17 protein-coding genes, 4 tRNA genes and 1 pseudogene are annotated in these 18,214 nt (G+C 66.8%); 6 read left to right on the top strand and 16 right to left on the bottom strand.

All coding sequences use genetic code 11. The annotated features are described in order from the left end of the window. Window positions 1-86: 86 nt before the first annotated feature. On the bottom strand, window positions 87-1,013 hold the full coding sequence (locus AC5YGJ_RS06555) for a c-type cytochrome (protein WP_496186101.1): 927 nt from the start codon (window positions 1,011-1,013) through the stop codon (window positions 87-89). Next, entirely contained in the window at window positions 1,010-2,356 is a 1,347-nt protein-coding gene (locus tag AC5YGJ_RS06550; RefSeq protein WP_496186164.1) for a c-type cytochrome, read from the bottom strand. The genes AC5YGJ_RS06555 and AC5YGJ_RS06550 overlap by 4 nt, the downstream gene beginning before the upstream one ends. Before the next feature lie 185 nt (window positions 2,357-2,541). On the opposite strand from AC5YGJ_RS06550, the gene AC5YGJ_RS06545 reads away from it, so the two are divergent. After that, window positions 2,542-3,660, top strand: coding sequence for an alpha/beta hydrolase (locus AC5YGJ_RS06545; RefSeq protein ID WP_107232807.1), 1,119 nt, complete (start codon window positions 2,542-2,544; stop codon window positions 3,658-3,660). Window positions 3,661-3,741: 81 nt separating this feature from the next. Here the strand turns inward: AC5YGJ_RS06545 and AC5YGJ_RS06540 are convergent, their stop codons facing one another. Further along, entirely contained in the window at window positions 3,742-4,881 is a 1,140-nt protein-coding gene (locus tag AC5YGJ_RS06540) for an MFS transporter (RefSeq protein WP_496186100.1), read from the bottom strand. Between the two features lie 177 nt (window positions 4,882-5,058). Between AC5YGJ_RS06540 and AC5YGJ_RS06535 the strand changes: the two are divergent. Next, window positions 5,059-5,752: pseudogene (locus AC5YGJ_RS06535) on the top strand (alpha/beta hydrolase). 81 nt (window positions 5,753-5,833) lie between these two features. On the opposite strand, the gene AC5YGJ_RS06530 reads toward AC5YGJ_RS06535, so the two are convergent. After that, window positions 5,834-6,535, bottom strand: coding sequence for a pirin family protein (locus tag AC5YGJ_RS06530; RefSeq protein WP_107232803.1), 702 nt, complete (start codon window positions 6,533-6,535; stop codon window positions 5,834-5,836). 140 nt (window positions 6,536-6,675) lie between these two features. Here AC5YGJ_RS06530 and AC5YGJ_RS06525 point away from each other — a divergent pair, with 140 nt between their 5' ends. Continuing rightward, entirely contained in the window at window positions 6,676-7,596 is a 921-nt protein-coding gene (locus tag AC5YGJ_RS06525; RefSeq protein ID WP_496186099.1) for a LysR family transcriptional regulator, read from the top strand. A gap of 615 nt (window positions 7,597-8,211) precedes the next feature. On the opposite strand, the gene AC5YGJ_RS06520 is transcribed toward AC5YGJ_RS06525, so the two are convergent. The 10 genes from AC5YGJ_RS06520 to AC5YGJ_RS06475 form a co-directional block, all read right to left on the bottom strand. Further along, window positions 8,212-8,288, bottom strand: a tRNA-Arg gene (locus AC5YGJ_RS06520). Between the two features lie 32 nt (window positions 8,289-8,320). Further along, window positions 8,321-8,397, bottom strand: a tRNA-Arg gene (locus tag AC5YGJ_RS06515). Window positions 8,398-8,455: 58 nt separating this feature from the next. Next, window positions 8,456-8,532, bottom strand: a tRNA-Arg gene (locus tag AC5YGJ_RS06510). After that, window positions 8,523-9,449 (bottom strand): alpha/beta hydrolase family protein, encoded by a 927-nt coding sequence (locus AC5YGJ_RS06505; protein WP_249844361.1) that lies wholly within the window; start codon window positions 9,447-9,449, stop codon window positions 8,523-8,525. Before AC5YGJ_RS06505 ends, AC5YGJ_RS06510 begins: the two co-directional genes overlap by 10 nt. After that, complete coding sequence (gene thiD / locus AC5YGJ_RS06500) at window positions 9,446-10,255, bottom strand: bifunctional hydroxymethylpyrimidine kinase/phosphomethylpyrimidine kinase (RefSeq protein WP_496186098.1); 810 nt, start codon at window positions 10,253-10,255, stop codon at window positions 9,446-9,448. The genes AC5YGJ_RS06505 and thiD overlap by 4 nt, the downstream gene beginning before the upstream one ends. Window positions 10,256-10,338: 83 nt before the next feature. After that, on the bottom strand, window positions 10,339-11,007 hold the full coding sequence (locus AC5YGJ_RS06495) for a YoaK family protein (protein ID WP_249844359.1): 669 nt from the start codon (window positions 11,005-11,007) through the stop codon (window positions 10,339-10,341). A gap of 10 nt (window positions 11,008-11,017) precedes the next feature. Continuing rightward, window positions 11,018-11,524, bottom strand: coding sequence for a hypothetical protein (locus AC5YGJ_RS06490; RefSeq protein WP_249844358.1), 507 nt, complete (start codon window positions 11,522-11,524; stop codon window positions 11,018-11,020). Further along, window positions 11,521-12,921 (bottom strand): PhoH family protein, encoded by a 1,401-nt coding sequence (locus AC5YGJ_RS06485; RefSeq protein ID WP_107232796.1) that lies wholly within the window; start codon window positions 12,919-12,921, stop codon window positions 11,521-11,523. The genes AC5YGJ_RS06490 and AC5YGJ_RS06485 overlap by 4 nt, the downstream gene beginning before the upstream one ends. An 84-nt stretch (window positions 12,922-13,005) precedes the next feature. Next, entirely contained in the window at window positions 13,006-13,485 is a 480-nt protein-coding gene (locus AC5YGJ_RS06480) for a peroxiredoxin (protein ID WP_309338047.1), read from the bottom strand. Window positions 13,486-13,577: 92 nt separating this feature from the next. Beyond that, on the bottom strand, window positions 13,578-14,138 hold the full coding sequence (locus tag AC5YGJ_RS06475; RefSeq protein ID WP_005409051.1) for a glycine cleavage system transcriptional repressor: 561 nt from the start codon (window positions 14,136-14,138) through the stop codon (window positions 13,578-13,580). Window positions 14,139-14,301: 163 nt separating this feature from the next. On the opposite strand from AC5YGJ_RS06475, the gene dapA reads away from it, so the two are divergent. Next, entirely contained in the window at window positions 14,302-15,195 is an 894-nt protein-coding gene (dapA, locus tag AC5YGJ_RS06470) for a 4-hydroxy-tetrahydrodipicolinate synthase (RefSeq protein WP_249844356.1), read from the top strand. A 32-nt stretch (window positions 15,196-15,227) separates the two neighbouring features. Further along, a complete protein-coding gene (locus tag AC5YGJ_RS06465) occupies window positions 15,228-15,743 on the top strand; it encodes a hypothetical protein (protein ID WP_249844355.1) in 516 nt (171 codons plus the stop codon). Between the two features lie 163 nt (window positions 15,744-15,906). On the opposite strand, the gene fdxA is transcribed toward AC5YGJ_RS06465, so the two are convergent. Beyond that, the gene (fdxA, locus tag AC5YGJ_RS06460) at window positions 15,907-16,230 is read right to left on the bottom strand and encodes a ferredoxin FdxA (RefSeq protein ID WP_057496885.1); all 324 of its coding nucleotides are present in this window, start codon (window positions 16,228-16,230) and stop codon (window positions 15,907-15,909) included. A gap of 191 nt (window positions 16,231-16,421) precedes the next feature. Between fdxA and AC5YGJ_RS06455 the strand changes: the two genes are divergently transcribed. Continuing rightward, entirely contained in the window at window positions 16,422-17,846 is a 1,425-nt protein-coding gene (locus tag AC5YGJ_RS06455) for a sugar porter family MFS transporter (RefSeq protein ID WP_496186097.1), read from the top strand. A 248-nt stretch (window positions 17,847-18,094) separates the two neighbouring features. On the opposite strand, the gene AC5YGJ_RS06450 is transcribed toward AC5YGJ_RS06455, so the two are convergent. Further along, window positions 18,095-18,169 (bottom strand) — tRNA-Glu (locus AC5YGJ_RS06450). Window positions 18,170-18,214: the final 45 nt, after the last annotated feature.

The following is an 18,214-nucleotide window of genomic DNA, read 5'->3' as shown; positions in this document are numbered from 1 at the left end:
GGAGTGTCGGCAGCGCCAATGACATCGGCATGACGTGAAGATGCAGGAATCGTGTTGTGTGACGGCGGCGACCGCCTGTGGCGTCCTCAGTAGCGCGCGTCCCTGGGTTTCGGGTCGCGCGGCCAGTCCTTGTCCTTGTTGGCGAAGTCCGGGCGCGGCTGGTTGATGAAGTAGCTGGCGATGTCCACCGCGTCCTGGTCGGGCATCACTTGCTGGCCCAGCGGCGGATCGCGGGTCACTGCCGGCGGCATGTTGTGCTTGATGAAGCCGGCGGCCTTGTACAGGCGCGCCATGCCAGCGCCGATGTTGAAGCTATGGTCGCCCCACAGGGGTGGAAAGGCGACGTCGCCGCTGGCGTCGCGGCGGCCTTCGCCGTTGTCGCCATGGCAGGCCGCGCACTGAACCGCGTACAGCGCCTGGCCACGGATCGGATCCGGGGTCAGCGTGTTGTCGATCGGTCCTTCGCTGGGTGCTGCCACCTTCGCACCGTCTGGCACAGGGCTGCTTAACCACGCCATGTAGTCGAGCATCGCGCGCATCTGCGGCGAATCCTTCGGCAGCGGCTTGCCGTTCATCGAACGCTGCAGGCAGCCGTTGATGCGCTCGGCCAGCCCGATCACCTTGCCCGGACGCGGCATGTAGCGCGGATAGGCACCGCCACCGGTGTTGAAGTAGTGGTTGCCGAAGGGCCGTTTGCCCTCGGCCATGTGGCACGAGTTGCAGTTCAGATCATTGCCGACGTTGTCCGGCAGCAGGCGTGCGGTTTCATTGAGCAGGCGGCGGCCGAGCATCACCGATCCGGCGTTGCCCAGCGCGCTGATTTCCTCGGCGCTGGGCGGCTGGTAGTACCCGACCACCTTGCCGCGTGCATCGAGGATGTCGAGCGTACTGGCCGCAGCGGCATCCAGATCCGGGTACAGATGGCGATGGGCGAGGGTGCCGGCGATGGCCAACAGCGCGGCGGCGATTGCAGCGCCGAGCAGTCTGCGGGTACGTCTGCGCGAACGCTTCATCGTGCGGCCTCCTGCGGAACGTAGTGCACCGGTTTGTCGTGCACCACCCGGCGCATCCGCGCCACGTCGACCTCGCTTACCGCGCTGGCCTGGTTGCCCCAACTGCTGCGGATGAAGGTCAGGATCTGCGCCAGCTGCGCATTCGGCAGCTGCTCGAAGCCAGGCATGCTGAAGGCCATGCGGTCGTGTGCGGTGTGCGGCGTACGGCCGCCGATCAGGGTCACCTGCACCAGCGAACTGGGATCATCGGCGAACACGATCGAGTTGCCGGCCAATGCCGGATAGACGCGCGGCATGCCGCGGCCATCGGCACGATGGCAGGCCTGGCAGTGCTCGGCATAGGCCAGCGCACCGGCCACGCGGTAGTCGCCGCTGCGCAGTGCGGCGGTGGTCGTATCGCTGCCGGGCGACCACTGCGTGCTGCGTCCTTCGCGCGCGGGCAGCTGTTTCAGATAACGCGCCATCGCCAGCAGGTCGGCGTCGGACAGGTACTGCGTGCTGTGCTCGACCACATCGGCCATGCCGCCGAAGGCCGCCGAGCGATCGGTACGACCGGTGCGCAGGAAGTCGACGATCTCGCCTTCGCTCCAGCTGGCCAGCCCGGTCGATTCATTGCGCAGGTTCTTCGCATACCACCCTTCCAGCACCGAGCCGGACAGGAACTGGCGGCTGCGATCGTCGGCCATCGCCTTTTCCTGGAAGGCCAGGCCGCGCGGTGTGTGGCAGGCACCGCAGTGGGCCAGGCCTTCCACCAGTTCGGCACCGCGCTGCTGGCCGGCGTCCAGCGAGGGATCCGGGTTGAAGCTGCGCGGGCGTGCGAACAGCAGCTGCCACCATGCCAGCGGCCAGCGCATGTTGGCGGGCCAGGGAATCGTGCTGTCGGCGTTGCTCTGTTTCACCGGCTGCACCGAACCCATGAAGTAGGCGTACAGCGCTCTGATCTCGGCATCGCTGGCGATCACGTAGGAGGCATACGGCATCGCCGGGTACAGCGGTTGGCCGTCATGGCGGACGCCGCGGCGCACGGCGCGCTCGAAGTCGGCGTAGTCGTAACCGCCGATGCCGGTTTCGGGATCAGGCGTGATGTTGGTCGAGTAGAGCGTGCCCATCGGCGTCTGCATGCCGAGGCCACCGGCGAATGGCTTGCCGCCCGGTGCGGTATGGCAGGCCGCGCAGTCGGCGGCGCGCGACAGGTACTGGCCCTGCGCGATCAGCGCCGGGTCGTGGATGTCGACGTGCGCCGTCTGCCGTGGCGCGAACCAGTAAGGCGCAGTGCGGGCGATGCCGTAGGCGGCGGCCACGGTGGCGGCCAGGGCAAGGGCGAGCTTGAGCGAGGTGCGCATGGCGGCACTGTGGGCATTCCTGCGCGCACGTTCATTGATCGGGATCATTGCCTGAACGGAGACAGCCTGTGCACCAAGCTGAATCGTTCCTGCGCTGTCATCAAGCCGTCATCCGGCTGCGATAGATGCCCGGTCGTGCGGGACGTTAATGTCCCCGTCTGTCGGATTCGCCCCCATGACGTGATATGAAGCGCTTGCTGCTGTTGCTGCTGGCGTGCGCCGGCCTGTGGCTGGCCGCATGCTCCTCTTCGATCAATGCCTCGTCCACCTCGCTCGCCGATCGGTTGATCGCGCCGGGTGGCGTGTCGACGCTGCTTGATCGCCCGCGCATCGCCGCGGCCATCGCTGAACTGCCCAACCGCCACGGCTTCGCACCGGGCCGCGACGGCGTGCCGATCTTCTGGCGCGTGTTCGATCCGGGCGACTATGGTGCGCGCTATCGCTATCTGCCGCAGCGTCACGAGAACGGCCTGCCACTGGATACCGGGCTGAGCCTGGCCGTGCCGCAGCCGTTCCGGGCGCAGGCGCCGCGCGGTACCGTGGTGCTGCTGCACGGCTGGATGATGAACGGTGATTCGATGCTGCCGTGGTCGCTGCAGCTGGCCGAATCCGGCTACCGCGTGGTGACTCTGGACCTGCGCAACCATGGCCAGTCTGGCGCTGGCCCGTCCGGTTATGGCACCTATGAATCGGATGACGTGGTCGATGTGATCGGCGAGCTGCGCGCGCGTGGTGAAGTGACGGGTCCGCTGTATCTGTTCGGTGTGTCCTATGGCGCCGCCACGGCGGTGTTCACCGCCGACAAGCTGGGCGACCAGGTGGCCGGCGTGGTGGCGATGGAATCGTTCGCCAATGCCGGCGTGGCCATCCGCACGATGATCCCGCACCTGATGGGCTTGCAGCCGGAAGGATTGAAGGCGCAGGCGGTGGCCTCCTACGCGCGCTGGCGCTACGGCGGCCAGGACATCAACCAGGTGATCGCCGCCGCCAGCCGGCGTATCGACGTCGATCTGGACCGCGTGGACGTGGCGCGCGCGCTGGCCGATACCCGCGCCTGCGTGCTGCTGCTGCACGGGCAGGGCGACCAGCACATCCCGGTCAGCCAGGGCCGCGAGCTGGCGCAGGCCAATCCGCGCGCGCACTACATCGAGATGCGCGGCGAGGACCACATCACCCTGCCGCTGCGGCTGGATCTGCTGGCCGGCGTGGTCGACGACTGGATGGCGCGCGACGAACACCACCCGAAGAGCGCCTGCCCGGCACCACAGCTGCCGGCCCAGGCCGAATGGCTGGCCCACCGCTGAAAAAAGGGGACGGAGGGGATTAAGTCGTTTCTGCCGCGTGTGTGTGGGAAACGACTTAATCCCCTCCGTCCCCTTTTTCTGTCAGGGCAGGCGGCGTGCCAGTGAGCGGGCGGACGCAGCCACGCCGAGCAGCAGCGCGGCCACGCACAGGAAGGCGAAGCCGAGGCTGGTGGCATGTGCCAGCGCGCCAATCGCGGCCGGGCCGGCGAGGATGCCGGCGTAGCCCAAGGTGGTAACCGCGGTGATCGCGATGCTCTCTGGCATCACCCGCTGCTGGCCGGCCATCGAGAACAGCGCCGGTACGATATTGGCGCAGCCCAGCCCGACCAGCAGGTAGCCGGTCAGTGCCACCGGGAACGACGGCACCAGCGTGGCCAGGCCAAAACCGGCCGCTGCGGTGATGCCGCCGATGACGATCGTGCGGGTGCGGCCGAGGCGCTCGACGATGCCATCGCCGAACAGACGCATCGCGGTCATCGCCAGGGTAAACACCGCGAAGCCTGCGCCGGCCTGGTCGCGCGGCACCTGCCGTACCTCGGCCAGGAACACCGCGCTCCAGTCCAGCATCGAGCCTTCGCCGAGGAACACCACGAAGGCCAGCACGCCGATGAACAGCACCACGCCATGTGGCAGCGCCAGCAGCGGGCCTTCATGCAGGATCCGTTGCGGGCGCCAGTGTGGCGCCGCGAGCACCGCCACCAGCAGCAGTGCCGTCACCGAAGCCAAGGCGGCCATCCACAGCGGCGTTCCCACTATCAGCAGGCCGGTCATGCAGCCCGCACCGACGAAGCCGCCGATGCTGTAGAACGCATGGAAGCCGGACATCATCGGCCGCCCAGCATCGCGCTCGACCGCCACCGCCTGCATGTTCATCGCGCAGTCCAGTGCGCCCACGCCGGCGCCGAACACGAACAGGGCCGCACCCAGCGCCAGTGGTGACGGTGCCAGTACCAGCAAGGGCAGGGCGCACAGCATCATCGCGCAGGTGATCACCATCACCCGGCGGCATCCCAGCCGACCGGTCAACGCACCCGCCAGCGGCATCGCCAGCAGCGAGCCCAGGCCGAGGCACAGCAGCACCGCGCCAAGGCTGGCATCGGACAGCCCGGCCTTGGCCTTGGCGTAGGGCACCATCGGCGCCCAGGCGGCGGTGGCGAATCCGGGGATGAAGAAGGCGGCGCGGGTGGCGTGCTGCTGGGCGCGGGGGGGTGAGGGCGTCATGCGCGGTGGAGATCTCCAGGGAATGCAGCCATGGAAGCGTTTTCAATCGAGATCGGCAAGTGCCATGGATGACATCGGACGACGCATACGATTGCATCGCGTCACCAGTGGTTAACGCCACACGGGGACAGTGGGGGCACGGTCGGCACTCCACCGCCCGCTGCCGGAGACCTGTAAATGAGCACGACACCGACCATCCTCCTCGTCCACGGATTCTGGGGCGGGCCGCACACTGGGCCAAGGTGATCCTGGAATTGCATCGCAATGGCCATGATCGCGTGCAGGCGGTGGAATTGCCGCTTACCTCGCTGGCCGACGACGCCGGGCGCACCCAGAAAATGATCCGCCAGATTGAAGGGCCGGTGCTGCTGGTCGGCCATTCCTACGGGGGGCGGTGATCGGCCAGGCCGGCAACGAGGCCAACGTGAAGGGGCTGGTCTATATTGCCGCCTTCGCACCGGATGCCGGCGAGAGCCCGGGCGGCATCACCCAGCAGCATCTGCCGGAAGCGGCGCCGAACCTGGCACCGGACAGTGATGGCTACCTGTGGCTGCGCGCGGACAAGTTCCACGAGAGTTTCTGCCAGGACCTGAGCGAGGACGAAGGCCGGGTCATGGCGGTCACGCAGAAGGCGCCGCTGGCCAGCACCTTCGGCGATGCCGTCAGCGACCCGGCGTGGAAGCACAGGCCGAGCTGGTATCAGCTGTCGCGCCACGACCGCATGATCGCGCCGGAAAACCAGCGGGCCATGGCCGCACGGATGCAGCCGAAGCGGTTGCTGGAACTGGATGCCAGCCATGCGTCGCTGGCGTCGAAGCCGACCGAGGTGACGGCGCTGATCCTGGAAGCCTGCGCCGCCATCGGCGGTTGATGACGGTTCTGCAAAGTGCCGTGCGTGGGCTCGGCTCTGCAACGGCGCCCGCGATGCGTGATGGCATCGCGGGCGTTTCCGTTACAGCGGCAGGTCGAACACCAGCACCTCGGCGTCGTTGCCGTTTTCCAGCGTCAGCTGCGCTTCGTCGCTGATCTGGAGCGCATCACCGGCTTCCAGGGTGATGCCGTTGACCTGCAGCTGGCCGCGCGCCACCTGTACATAGGCGCCGCGACCGGTGCCGAGTGCGTGATGCAGCTTCTGGCCGCCATCGAGAATGGTGGCGAAGATGCGGGCATCCTGGTGGATGCGCAGCGAACCGTCGGCCCCGTCCGGCGAGGCGATCAGGCGCAGCTGGCCACGCTTGCTGTCCGGCGTGAAGTGGGTCTCCTCGTAGGACGGCGCGATGTTCTCGGTGTCCGGGAAGATCCAGATCTGCAGGAAGTGCACGGTCTCGTCGGCCGAGTGGTTGAATTCGCTGTGGCTGACGCCGCTGCCGGCGCTCATGCGCTGCACGTCGCCATAGCGCAGCACCGAGCCGGTGCCCATCGAGTCCTTGTGTTCCAGCGCGCCGCCGAGCACGTAGGAGATGATCTCCATGTTGCTGTGGCTGTGGGTGCCGAAGCCCTGGCCGCCGATCACCTTGTCTTCGTTGATCACCCGCAACGGGCCGAAGCTGACGTAGCGCGGGTCGTAGTAGTTGGCAAACGAGAAGGTATGGCGCGAGGACAGCCAGCCATGCTCGGCCAGGCCACGGGTAGCGCTCTTGCGGATCTGCAGCATGATGGAATCTCCTTGTTCGATGGTTTCGATGGGGCGGGGTGGGCCGGTAGCCGCTGTGTTTCCCCGTTGGAGAGAAGTATCCGCTTGCGCGCGGGGTTTGAAAAACGGATAGTTTTGACAGCCATCATCGAAAAAATCGAATGCTCAAGCTCAGCCTCGATGCCCTGCAGATCCTCGATGCCATCGACCGCCGCGGCTCGTTCGCCGGCGCTGGCAAGGCCCTGCACAAGGTGCCCTCGACCATCTCCTACACCGTGGCCAAGCTGGAGGAGGACCTGGGCGTTCAGCTGTTCGATCGGGTCGGCCCACGTGCCGAGCCGACCGAGGCCGGACGCGCGCTGCTGGATGAAGGCCGGCATCTGCTGCGCGCGGCCCGCGAACTGGAGTTGCGCGTGCGCCGGGTGGCATCCGGCTGGGAGACCGAGCTGACCCTGGCGGTGGATTCAGTGTTCCCGACCTGGCTGCTGGGGCCGGACATCGCCGCATTCCGTGAGGCGCAAGCGCCGACCCGGCTGCGGCTGATCGGCGAAGCCCTGTCCGGTACCTGGGAAGCCTTGCTGGATCGGCGCGCGGACCTGCTCGTGGGTGCGCCGGGCGAGGGGCCCAGCGGCGGTGGCTACGTGGTGGAGCCGCTGGGCACGGTGGAGTTTGTGTTCGCGGTCGCGCCGAGCCATCCCCTGGCCGCAGTGGACGGTGTGCTCGGGCGCGAGCAGCTGGTCGAGCATTGCGCGATCGCCGTTTCCGATTCGGCGCGCAGGCTGCTGCCGCGCACGGTGGGGCTGTTGATGGGGCAGGAGATGCTGACGGTGCCCGACATGGCCGGCAAATTGAAGTTGCAGTGCGAAGGCGTGGGCTTCGGCTTCCTGCCTGAACCGTGCGCGCGCGCGGCGGTGGCACGTGGCCAGCTGGTGATCCGCGAGGTGGAGGAACACAAGCCGGAAGAAACCTTCTGGCTGGCCTGGCGCACCGGTGAGGACGGTGCTGCATTGCGGTGGTGGCGCGAGCGCCTGCGCAGGCCGGAGCTGCTGTCGCAGTGGTGGCAGGCAATGGCCAGGGGGTAGGTGTACGGCAGGGCTGCACCCTGCACCCGCCGAAGCAACGGCTACGGCCGAAGCAACAGCAACAGCCGAAGCAAAAGCAACAGCAACAGCTGGTTTCCTGAGAGATGGCGGGGTGGGTCCGGTTGCGGGAGACGCCGTAAACCCGTCCTTGGGGGCTTGGCCGCGGCATCCATGCCGCGGACACTCCCGCAACCGGACCCACCCCGCCTTCGACAGTTTCCGGCGATCTGTCGGTGCTGGTGCGGTTGGTGGGTGTCGACCTTGGTCGACACGGTAGATCCACGCCATGCGTGGATGCTTTTCGATCTTGATTCGAAATATTCGATTCCGATGGAGATTCATCCACGCATGGCGTGGATCCATCAGATCGCTGAAATCTGTCAGAGGTGGGGCGGTGTCGGAGTGCGGGGTGTCAGCCGCATGGATGCGGCTGCCAAGCCTACAGGGACGTACTTGCGGCGTCCCCGCACTCCGACACCGCCCCGCCAACCTACGGAATGCCAGCTCTTGCCGTTGCAGTTGCCTTGGCTTGAAGCATTTGCAGGTGCAGGACGCAGTCCTGCCAAAAAACACGCACAAAAAAACAGCAGGCCGAGGCCTGCTGTTTCGGTGTAATGGTGCGCCCGGAGAGATTCGAACTCCCGACCGCCTGGTTCGTAGCCAGGTACTCTATCCAACTGAGCTACGGGCGCCAATTACATAAACTTGTTGTGCTGACTGTGTATGGTGCGCCCGGAGAGATTCGAACTCCCGACCGCCTGGTTCGTAGCCAGGTACTCTATCCAACTGAGCTACGGGCGCGCGGTACACAATCAAATTTTAAAACATTTCCAGCGGCGGATGCTGGAAACCTGTCGAGTGGTGCGCCCGGAGAGATTCGAACTCCCGACCGCCTGGTTCGTAGCCAGGTACTCTATCCAACTGAGCTACGGGCGCCCTGCGACAGGAGCGGAATTATGCGGATGTCGGCGCGCACCGTCAACAGTTTTGTGAAAATTTTCACCCAACTGAATGAAAAAGCTGTCAGCGACCGCCTCCGGGGCCTTCAGCCACGCGAAATGATCGGCGGGCGTGCCCAGTTCCTGTGCAGACAGCACGCGCAGCTGTGCGGCGACATTCGGCAGCTTCGCCAGTAGTATCTGCATCGATCCGGAAGGCGCCAGCCAGTCGTGCTCCATCAGCACCGCCTGTGCGCTGCCGTGCACGCGCGCCATCTGCGCATCCAGATCTTCGTCCATGCCGGCGGCGGCATAGTGATTGTTCAGGCCCACCCGCGCCCAGTCGGCAATCAGCCCGCGCGCCTCGGTGCCACCGAAGCCGAGGCGGCGGCCATTCAGTACGCCCTGGCGCTGCGCGATCCACGGCAGGAAGCGATAGACCAGCGGCAGCAGCCAGCCACGTGGTGGCGGGAAACCGCGCCAGAATGGTGAGCCGCTGGCGGCCAGCCACAGCCGGTTGAAGTGCTGCGGGTTGCGGCCGGCATGCACGCAGGCCAGCTGCCCGCCGAGACTGTGGCCGCCGATGATCCAGGGCAGGGCGCCGGCGGCATCGTCCGCGGCGGCCAGTACCGTCTGGCTGGTGGGTAGATCCTGCTCCAGCACCTCCCGGTAGCCCCAGTCCTGCGTGCGCGACGGCCGCAGCGAACTGCTGCCGTTGCCGCGCCACTCATGCAGATAGACCGCCACCCCCTTTGCGGCCAGCGCCTGTGCCAACGGCAGGTAATGGCGGGCGGCCACGCCCAGTGCCGGCAGCCAAAGCAGGCGTGCGATCGGCTGTGCAGGCACGCAGGCGATCACTTCATAGCGGTGGCCATCGTCGCACTGCACGGCAACGGTGTCTGGTGTCAGCGTCATGGGTGCGGTGCCGCGCCGAAATGGTCGAGCACCAGCACTTCGCTGCGGCCGGGCGCATAGCCATGCTGCAGGCCGCGCGCCACGTAGTCGATGCCGGCTTCGCAGGCGTTGGCCAGGCTCAGGCCGTTGCACAGCTGCGCGGCGATGGCCGAGGCCAGCGTGCAGCCGGTGCCATGCGCATCCAGTGGCAGGCGGGTGTGGATGAATTCTTCGCTGCTGACGCCGTCGAAGTAGCGATCGATCACCCGGCTGCCTTCCTGCAGATGGCCACCCTTGAGCAGCACGGCGCCGGCACCGAGGTCGAGCAGGGTAGCGGCGGCCCGTTCGGCGTCATCACCATTGCTGATCGTCCGGCCCACCAGCAGTTCTGCCTCCGGCGTGTTCGGGGTGATCAGTGTGGCCAGCGGAATCAGCCGTTCACGCAGGGCCTGCAATGCGGAGTCTTCCAGCAGGCGCGCGCCGCTGGTGGCAACCATCACCGGATCGAGGACCACGTGCGCCGGGCGATGGCGCTCGAGTACTTCGGCCACCGTGTTGATGACCTCGGCGTTGGCCAGCATGCCGAGCTTCACCGCGTGGATGTCGAAGTCGTCAAAGCACGCCTCCAGCTGTGCGCGCAGGAACTCGATCGGCGGCACATGTACGGCGATGACGCCGCGGGTGTTCTGCGCGGTCAGCGCGGCAATCGCCGACAGGCCATGCACGCGATGCGCGGCGAAGGCCTTCAGGTCGGCCTGGATGCCTGCGCCACCGCCGGAGTCGGAGCCGGCGATGGTGAGGGCGGAGGCGGGAGTGGTCGGGCTCATCCGTCGATTGTGCCGTGGTCCCGCATGCGCGGGTAGAGTCGAGCTTGCTCGACTGCGCGGCGGACGGGCCCGCAGCACGATCCTCAACGGCGCCAGCGCGCCCACTGCTGGTACAGCACGTAGCCCAGCCCGGTCAGGCCGGTCAGCAGGGCAGGCGCGAGCAGGGCGTCGTACTGCCAGCGCACGAACAGCCAGGCGCCGATGACACCGCCGGCGAGGAAGCCGCTGATGATCAGCCCGCTCAGGGTCAGCCGCCGCACCTGCAGCGGCAGTCCGCGCAGCAGGTGGCCCAGACCGATGCCGAGGTCGGTGAACATGCCGCTCAGATGCGTGGTGCGCACCACCGCGCCGCTGAAGGTGGTGGCCATGGCGTTCTGCAGGCCGCAGGCCATGGCGGCAGCCAGTGCGCCCCAGATCTGCTGATGTTCAAACAGGGGGATGGCCACCAGCAGCAGCGCAGATTCCAGCGCCAGTGCAACGCCATAGCGACGCCCCAGTTGCAGGGTGTTGTCCTGGATCAGCAGGCCGCTGAGCATCGCGCCCAGCGAAAACGCGATCAGCAGGCCCCACAGATGGCCGACGGCGCGCCAGTCACCCTGCGCCAGCGCCATGCCCAGCTGGCTGGTGCTGCCGGTCATGTGACTGACGGCCTGATGCTCGAAGCCGAGAAAACCGACCACGTTGACCATGCCGGCCACGCACGACAACGCGACCGCACCGATCCAGACCCAGGTCGGCAGGCGTATTCCCATTGGCGGGCCCTCAGGGCCCGCCGAGGCCGCCGTTGAACTGCAGCTCGCTGAAGGTGCCGGTGGATGGATCGAACACGGCGCCCCAGAACTGCGCGCCGCCATCGCAGACACGGATTGCTTCCCGCGCCGGATTGATGCCGCTGTCGTCGGGCAGGTGGAAGGCGTTGATGTAGATCAGCCGTCTGCCGGTGCTTTCAATGCCGACGTACTGGCGGTCGAAGTCCAGCACCTTCGGCACCTGCGTTTCCAGCGACGACAGCTTCGCCTCCAGCTGGTCGACCTGCTGCCGGCTGGGCGCCCAGTACCCCGACACCCGCCCGGCCTCGCGACCGGGGCTGGGGCGCGAGCAGGTGTCGAGCACCTGCGCGGCGATGATCGGGCGGGTGACCACCCACGACTGGCCGGTACGCTCGGTGGTCGGCACGCTGGCCGGGCCGCGCGTGGTGGTGCAGGCGCCCAGAGCGGCGGCGAGGGTGATCGCCGCCGTGGGCAGCAGCAGGCGGGTGCAACGGTTCACAACACCTCCGAAGCGTAGTCTGCCAGGCGCGAACGCTCGCCCCGGCGCAGGGTGATGTGCGCGCTGTGCGGCCAGTTCTTGAAACGGTCCACCGCGTAGGTCAGGCCCGAGGTGGTCTCGGTCAGGTACGGGGTGTCGATCTGCTCGACATTGCCCAGGCAGACGATCTTGGTGCCGGGGCCGGCACGGGTGATCAGCGTCTTCATCTGCTTGGGGGTGAGGTTCTGCGCCTCGTCCAGGATCAGGTAACGCGACAGGAAGGTGCGGCCGCGCATGAAGTTCATCGAGCGGATCTTGATGCGGCTGGCCAGCAGGTCGTTGGTGGCCTGGCGGCCCCAGGTGCCGCCTTCCTGGTTGTGCGTGAGCACCTCCAGGTTGTCGGTCAGCGCGCCCATCCACGGCGTCATCTTCTCTTCCTCGGTGCCGGGCAGGAAGCCGATGTCCTCGCCGACGCTGACCGTGGCGCGGGTCATGATGATCTCGCGGTAGCGCTGCTGGTCCATCGTCTGCGCCAGGCCGGCGGCCAGTGCCAGCAGGGTCTTGCCGGTGCCGGCGGTGCCGAGCAGGGTGACGAAGTCGATCTCCGGGTCCATCAGCGCGTTGAGCGCGAAGTTCTGCTCGCGGTTGCGCGCGCTGATGCCCCACACGGCGTGGCTGCCGTGGCGGAAGTCATCGACCAGCGACAGCACTACCTTGCCGTCGCCGACCACGCGGCTGACCCGCAGCTCGACTTCGTCTTCGCCGGGCAGGTAGACGTACTGGTTCGGGTACCACTCCTCGCCGTCCAGCGCCTGGATTTCGTAATGGGTGCGGCCCTTGTCGCTCCAGCTGCGCAGGTCGTCGCCGTGGCGCTTCCAGAAGTCTTCCGGCAGCTCGGTGGCGCCGGTGTAGAGCAGGCTGAAATCGTCCAGCGCACGGTCGTTCTCGTAGTCCTCGGACACGATGCCGGCAATGGCGGCCTTGATGCGCAGGTTGATGTCCTTGGAAACGAACACCACCGGCAGGTCCGGCGTTTCCTCCTTCAGGGCCAGGATCGCGCCGAGAATGGCGTTGTCCGGGATGACCTTGCCGAAGCTCTTGCCGGCATCGAAATGGCTGGTCTGGAAGCGCAGCTTGCCCGCGCTCTGCTTGCCGCGCAGCTGCAGGCCATTGGGGCGCTGCAGCGGAATGCCGTCGGCCAGGTTGTCCAGGCCCGAAGCCTGCACCAGCTCGTTGAGGAAGCGGCTCACCTGGCGGGCGTTGCGGCTCGCTTCGGAGGTGCCCTTCTTGCCGTTGTCCAGCTCCTCGATCACCTGCATGGGCAGGTAGACGTCGTGCTCCTCGAATTTGAACAGCGCGGTGGGATCGTGCATCAGCACGTTGGTATCCAGCACGTAGATGCGCTTGCCTCGGGTCATCGTCGGTTCCTGGTTACGGACAGGGAAAAACCATCACGTCCTGCTGCAGGGCAGGGTGATGGCGGACACGGTGGGCAATGGGACTCACTTGGACTGGGAGGCCTTCAGTTCGTCGAGAACGGCATCGGCATGGCCGGCGACCTTGACCTTGCGCCAGGACTGCACGATGCGGCTGTCGGGGGAAATCAGGAAGGTGCTGCGCTCGATGCCACGTACCTGCTTGCCGTACATGTTCTTCATCTTGATCACGTCGAAGGCGGTGCACAGCGCTTCGTCGCCATCGCTGACCAGCGGGAAGCCGAACCCCTGCTTGGCACAGAAATTGTCGTGCGACTTCACCGAGTCGCGCGAGACGCCGAGCACAACCGCGCCGGCCTTCTTGAACTTCGGCAGCAGCGCGTTGAAGTCGATGCCTTCGGTGGTGCAGCCCGGGGTGCTGTCCTTGGGGTAGAAGTACAGCACCAGCCACTGGCCGGCGTAGTCGCCGAGGGTGGCGTGGGCGCCGCCGGACAGGGCCAGCGGCAGGGAGAGGGTGGTGCTGTCCAGGGTGTCGCCGTTGTTCATGAGGTCCTTCTGTCGAGCCTGGGTTCTTTCTACGACAATTGCATGAAACGCCACGCGCCTGTGAGAGGCGCGCGAAAAAATCAGGAATTCATTCAGAACTTCATCGGGTCCATGATCGCGTCCAGATTCAGGTGGTCGCAGAACTCAAGGAAATCGTCACGCAGCGCGGCAATGTGCATGTTGGCCGGCACGCCGATGGTGACCTGCGCGCTGAACATCTCCGCACCGGTCTGCATGGCGCGGTAGCGCGTGCTCTGCAGGTTCTCGATGGTGATGCCCTGGCGGTCGAAGAAATCGGCCAGCTGGAACAGGATGCCCGGCTTGTCGGCGGCGATCACCTCGACGATGTACGGCAGCAGGTTGGACTGCGCCTGCTTGGCCGCGGTGCGGTACCAGACCAGCTTCAGGCCTTCCTCGCGCTCGAGCCGGGTCAGCATCGCTTCGAGCTTGGCGACCGAGTCCCACGACCCGGTGGCCAGGGCGGTGACCGAGACATCGCGGCCGACCGTGGCCAGCCGCGCGTCCACCAGATTGCAGCCGCTGTCGGCAATGCGGCGGGTGACGGACAGCAGGGGGGACTCCGGATGCGTCGTATAGGCGTTGATCAGGAGGTGGTTTTCGCTCGGCGCGGGGCGCGGGGTGGTGTCGGTCAAGGCGATTCCGGGTAATGCATGCGTGAGTCTGAATGCCCGCCAGAGGCGGGGATCCACCGGTGTCCAGCATACTTGCCCGTGCTTTCGCGCCGCAAGTAACATTCAGGTCGCCCCCGGCCTTTCGTGGCGGGCGTTTCCCTTCCCAGCCAAGAGCAGCACGTCCTTGTCCCTTTCCGGCCTCATCACCGCGCTGGCGACCCCTTTCCGGGCCGACGGCGCCCTCGATCCCGACGGTTGGCAGCGCCTGCTGCATCTGCAACTTGAAGGTGGCGTCCATGGCGTTGTCGTTGCCGGCTCGACCGGTGAAGCGGCAACCCTCACCGATGCCGAGTACGACCTGCTGCTGGCCAGCGCGGTCGAGCGCATCGGCGGCCGCATTCCGGTCATGGCCGGCACCGGCCTGTCCGGTACCGCCAAGACCATCGAACAGACCCGTCGCGCCGGCGCGCTCGGGGCCAGCCACGCGCTGGTGGTCACGCCGCCCTACGTGCGCCCCACCCAGGCCGGCCTGATCGCGCATTACCGTGCGGTGGCCGACCAGGGCGGGCTGCCGGTGGTGCTGTACAACGTGCCCGGCCGTACCGGCTGCGACATGCAGCCGGAGACCGTGGCCGAGCTGGCCAGCCATCCCAACATCGTCGGCATCAAGGAAGCGGTGGGCGACACCGGCCGCGTGCAGGCGCTGCTGGCCTTGCGCAGCCCGCAGTTCGCCGTGCTCAGTGGCGATGACGGAACCGCCGCGCGTTCGATCCAGGCCGGTGTCGATGGTTTGATCTCGGTCGGCTCCAACGTGCTGCCGGGCGCCTACCGACGGATGTGCGAGCTGGCCGCGGCCCACGACCACGAAGCCACCGCGTCGTGGGATGCGCGCCTGCAGCCGTTCCATGATTTCTGCGGCGTAGAGCCGAACCCGATCCCGGTCAAGGCGCTGCTGCGCCGCCTCGGCATCGGTCACGATCTGCGACTGCCGCTGCTGCCGCTGTCGGCGCCGCACCATGCGGCGGCCGATCATCTTGCCGGCGACATCGCCGCCCTCGAAGCCCTTTCCAGCCACTGACTTCCCGTCTTGGTCTGATCCAGGAGATTCACATGCGTCAATCCGTTTCCACCGTCCGCGTCCTGTCCTATGCCCTGCTTGCCGTGGCCGTCGCCGCCAGCACCACCGGCTGCTTCAAGCGTGGCGTCAAGGGCGACTATGCCTTGGCCCCGGAAATGCGTCCGCTGGAAGTGCCGCCGGACCTGAACCTGCCGGCCACCACCGGTGACAACAAGGTGCCGACCCTGGCATCGGCGACCAAGCCGGCGGCCCCGGCTGCTGCGGCCCCGGCCGTGGGCAACACCGGCTTCACCATTGCCGGTGGCAAGGATGACGCCTTCGCCAAGGTCGGTACCGCGCTGGAAGGCGTGGAAGGCGTGACCATCGCCAGCCGCGCGCAGCTGCTGGGTTCGTACGATGTGGCCTATGAAGGCAGCAACTTCCTGGTCCGCGTGGTCGCCGTCGATGCCGGCGCCTACATCTCCGCGGTCGACCCGCGTGGCCTGCCGGCTACTGCAGAAGCGCCGGTGAAGCTGATCGCCGCGCTGAAGGCGAAGCTGGCGCAGTAAGGCCAGCCGGCTGGGTATGGATCGCGGTCCGCGCCTGCCTTGGGTAGCGCCGGGCCATGCCCGGCGAGCGTGAAGCGCGGCCCAGGATCCACCGGGCATGGCCCGGCGCTACCGAAAAAAAAGGGCGCCATCGGCGCCCTTTTTCGTTGCCGTTGCTGGCGCCTCAGCGCTCCAGCAGCTTCAGCTTGTCCGGCTTGCCATCCCACTCGCCGGCATCGGCGGGCGGGTCCTTGCGCACAGTCAACACCGGCCACTCGCGTGACAGCTCGGCGTTGAGCGCCACGAAGCCTTCCTGGCCGGCGGGGACATCGTCCTCCGGGAAGATCGCATTGACCGGGCACTCCGGCTCGCACAGGGTGCAGTCGATGCACTCATCCGGATCGATCACCAGGAAGTTCGGGCCTTCGTGGAAGCAATCCACGGGGCACACTTCCACGCAATCGGTGTGTTTGCACTTGATGCAGTTTTCGGTGACGACAAAGGGCATGGGCTGGGGGTGGATCGATTCCTGAACCCGACAATTCTAGAACAGGTTGGGCCCCGGTGTCGGCGCGGGGCGGAAAACGGGCGTCTGGCAGGCTCGGCTGCGCCCCCGTTGGCGACAGGGCGGGGCCTGTGCGACGCTGCGGACGCCCGGTCGCCGCAGGTGGCCGCCTTCCCTTCCCAGCAGGATCGCCCATGTCCCAAGCCCAGCCCGGCACCGCCTCCCAGAGCGGCGAGAACACTGCGTTCATCGTCCTCATCAGCTGTGTGGCCACCCTCGGTGGATTCCTGTTCGGTTTCGATAGTGGTGTCATCAACGGCACGGTCGACGGCCTGCGCCAGGCGTTCAATTCCAGTGAGGCGGCGCTCGGCTTCGAAGTCGCCTCGATGCTGCTGGGCTGTGCGATCGGCGCATTCCTGGCCGGTTGGCTGGGTGACCGGCTGGGCCGCCGTGGCGTACTGATCGTGTCGGCACTGCTGTTCCTGGTGTCGGCGCTGGGTGCCGGCGCCGCCCATGCCTCCTGGCTGTTCATCGCCGCGCGCGTGCTGGGTGGCTTTGCGGTGGGTGCGGCCAGCGTGATGTCGCCGGCCTACATTGCCGAAGTCGCCTCGGCACGCTATCGGGGACGGCTGGCCACGGTGCAGCAGATGGCCATCATCTGTGGCCTGTTCGCCGCCTTCCTCAGCAACTACCTGCTGGCGCGTGCCGCCGGTGCGTCCACCGAGCCGTTGTGGCTGGGCCATGAAGCCTGGCGTTGGATGTTCTGGATGCAGGTGCTGCCCTCGGCACTGTTCCTGCTGTTGCTGCTGGTGATTCCGGAAAGCCCGCGTTTCCTGGTGCTGAAGGGCCGGCAGGCGCAGGCGAGGGCGGTGCTGTCGCGCCTGTATGGCGAGGTAGCAGCGGCGGCCAAGCAGGCCGAGATCGAGGCCAGCCTGGCCCAGGACCAGCACAAGCCGCGCTTTGCCGACCTGCGCGACAAGGTCACCGGCAAGCTGCGTCCGATCCTGTGGGTGGGCATCGGCCTGGCGATGTTCCAGCAGCTGGTCGGCATCAACGTGGTGTTCTATTACGGCGCGGTGCTGTGGCAGGCGGTTGGATTCTCCGAAGGCGACGCGCTGCTGATCAACGTGCTGTCCGGCGCACTGAGCATTGGCGCCTGCCTGCTGACGGTGGTGCTGATCGACCGCATCGGCCGCAAGCCGCTGTTGTGGGTCGGCTCGGTCGGCATGTCGGTGGCGCTGGTGCTGATGGTGGTGGCATTTGCCAGCGGCAGCCTGGTGGATGGCCGCCTGCAGTTGTCCGATGGCATGGGGCGGTTGGCGCTGGTGGCGGCCAATGTCTACGTGGTGTTCTTCAACATGTCCTGGGGGCCGGTGATGTGGGTGATGCTGGGCGAGATGTTCCCCAACCAGATCCGCGGCCCGGCGCTGGCGGTGGCCGGCGCGGCGCAGTGGACCTCGAACTTCGCGATCACCGTGACCTTCCCGATGCTGCTGGCCGGCATCGGCCTGGCCGGCGCGTATGGCATCTACGCGGTTGCGGCCATCCTCTCGGTCTTCTTCGTGGTCCGCTACGTGCGCGAGACCAAGGGCAAGGAGCTGGAGCAGATGGAAGGCTGACGGCGCCTGGCTTCGGTTGCATTCCGTCGGCGCCTGCTTGTCCAGAGTGTGAGGGGGCAGGCCGCCCTCTCCAGGACACGCAAAAGCCCATGGATGGGTTCACGGCGTGTCCTGCCCTGGGTGACCCCACCGGCTCAAGCCGATTGCAGGCAGGCGCCAAAGCAACCAAGCCGAGCAATGCCATTGCAAACCCCGGAAAACAGAAAAGCCCGCACAAGGCGGGCTTTTTCGGTTCCTGCTGCGGCGACTGGCGCTCCCTAGGGGACTCGAACCCCTGTTTTAGCCTTGAGAGGGCCACGTCCTAACCACTAGACGAAGGGAGCGTAACTGGTGTCGCTGCCGAGGCAGGAGCGCTAGTATATGCACCT

This window comes from Stenotrophomonas sp. CS3K5 (assembly GCF_059515225.1).
The sequence above is the reverse complement of the archived record's forward strand: the minus strand, read 5'-3'. Positions and strand labels throughout refer to the sequence as shown.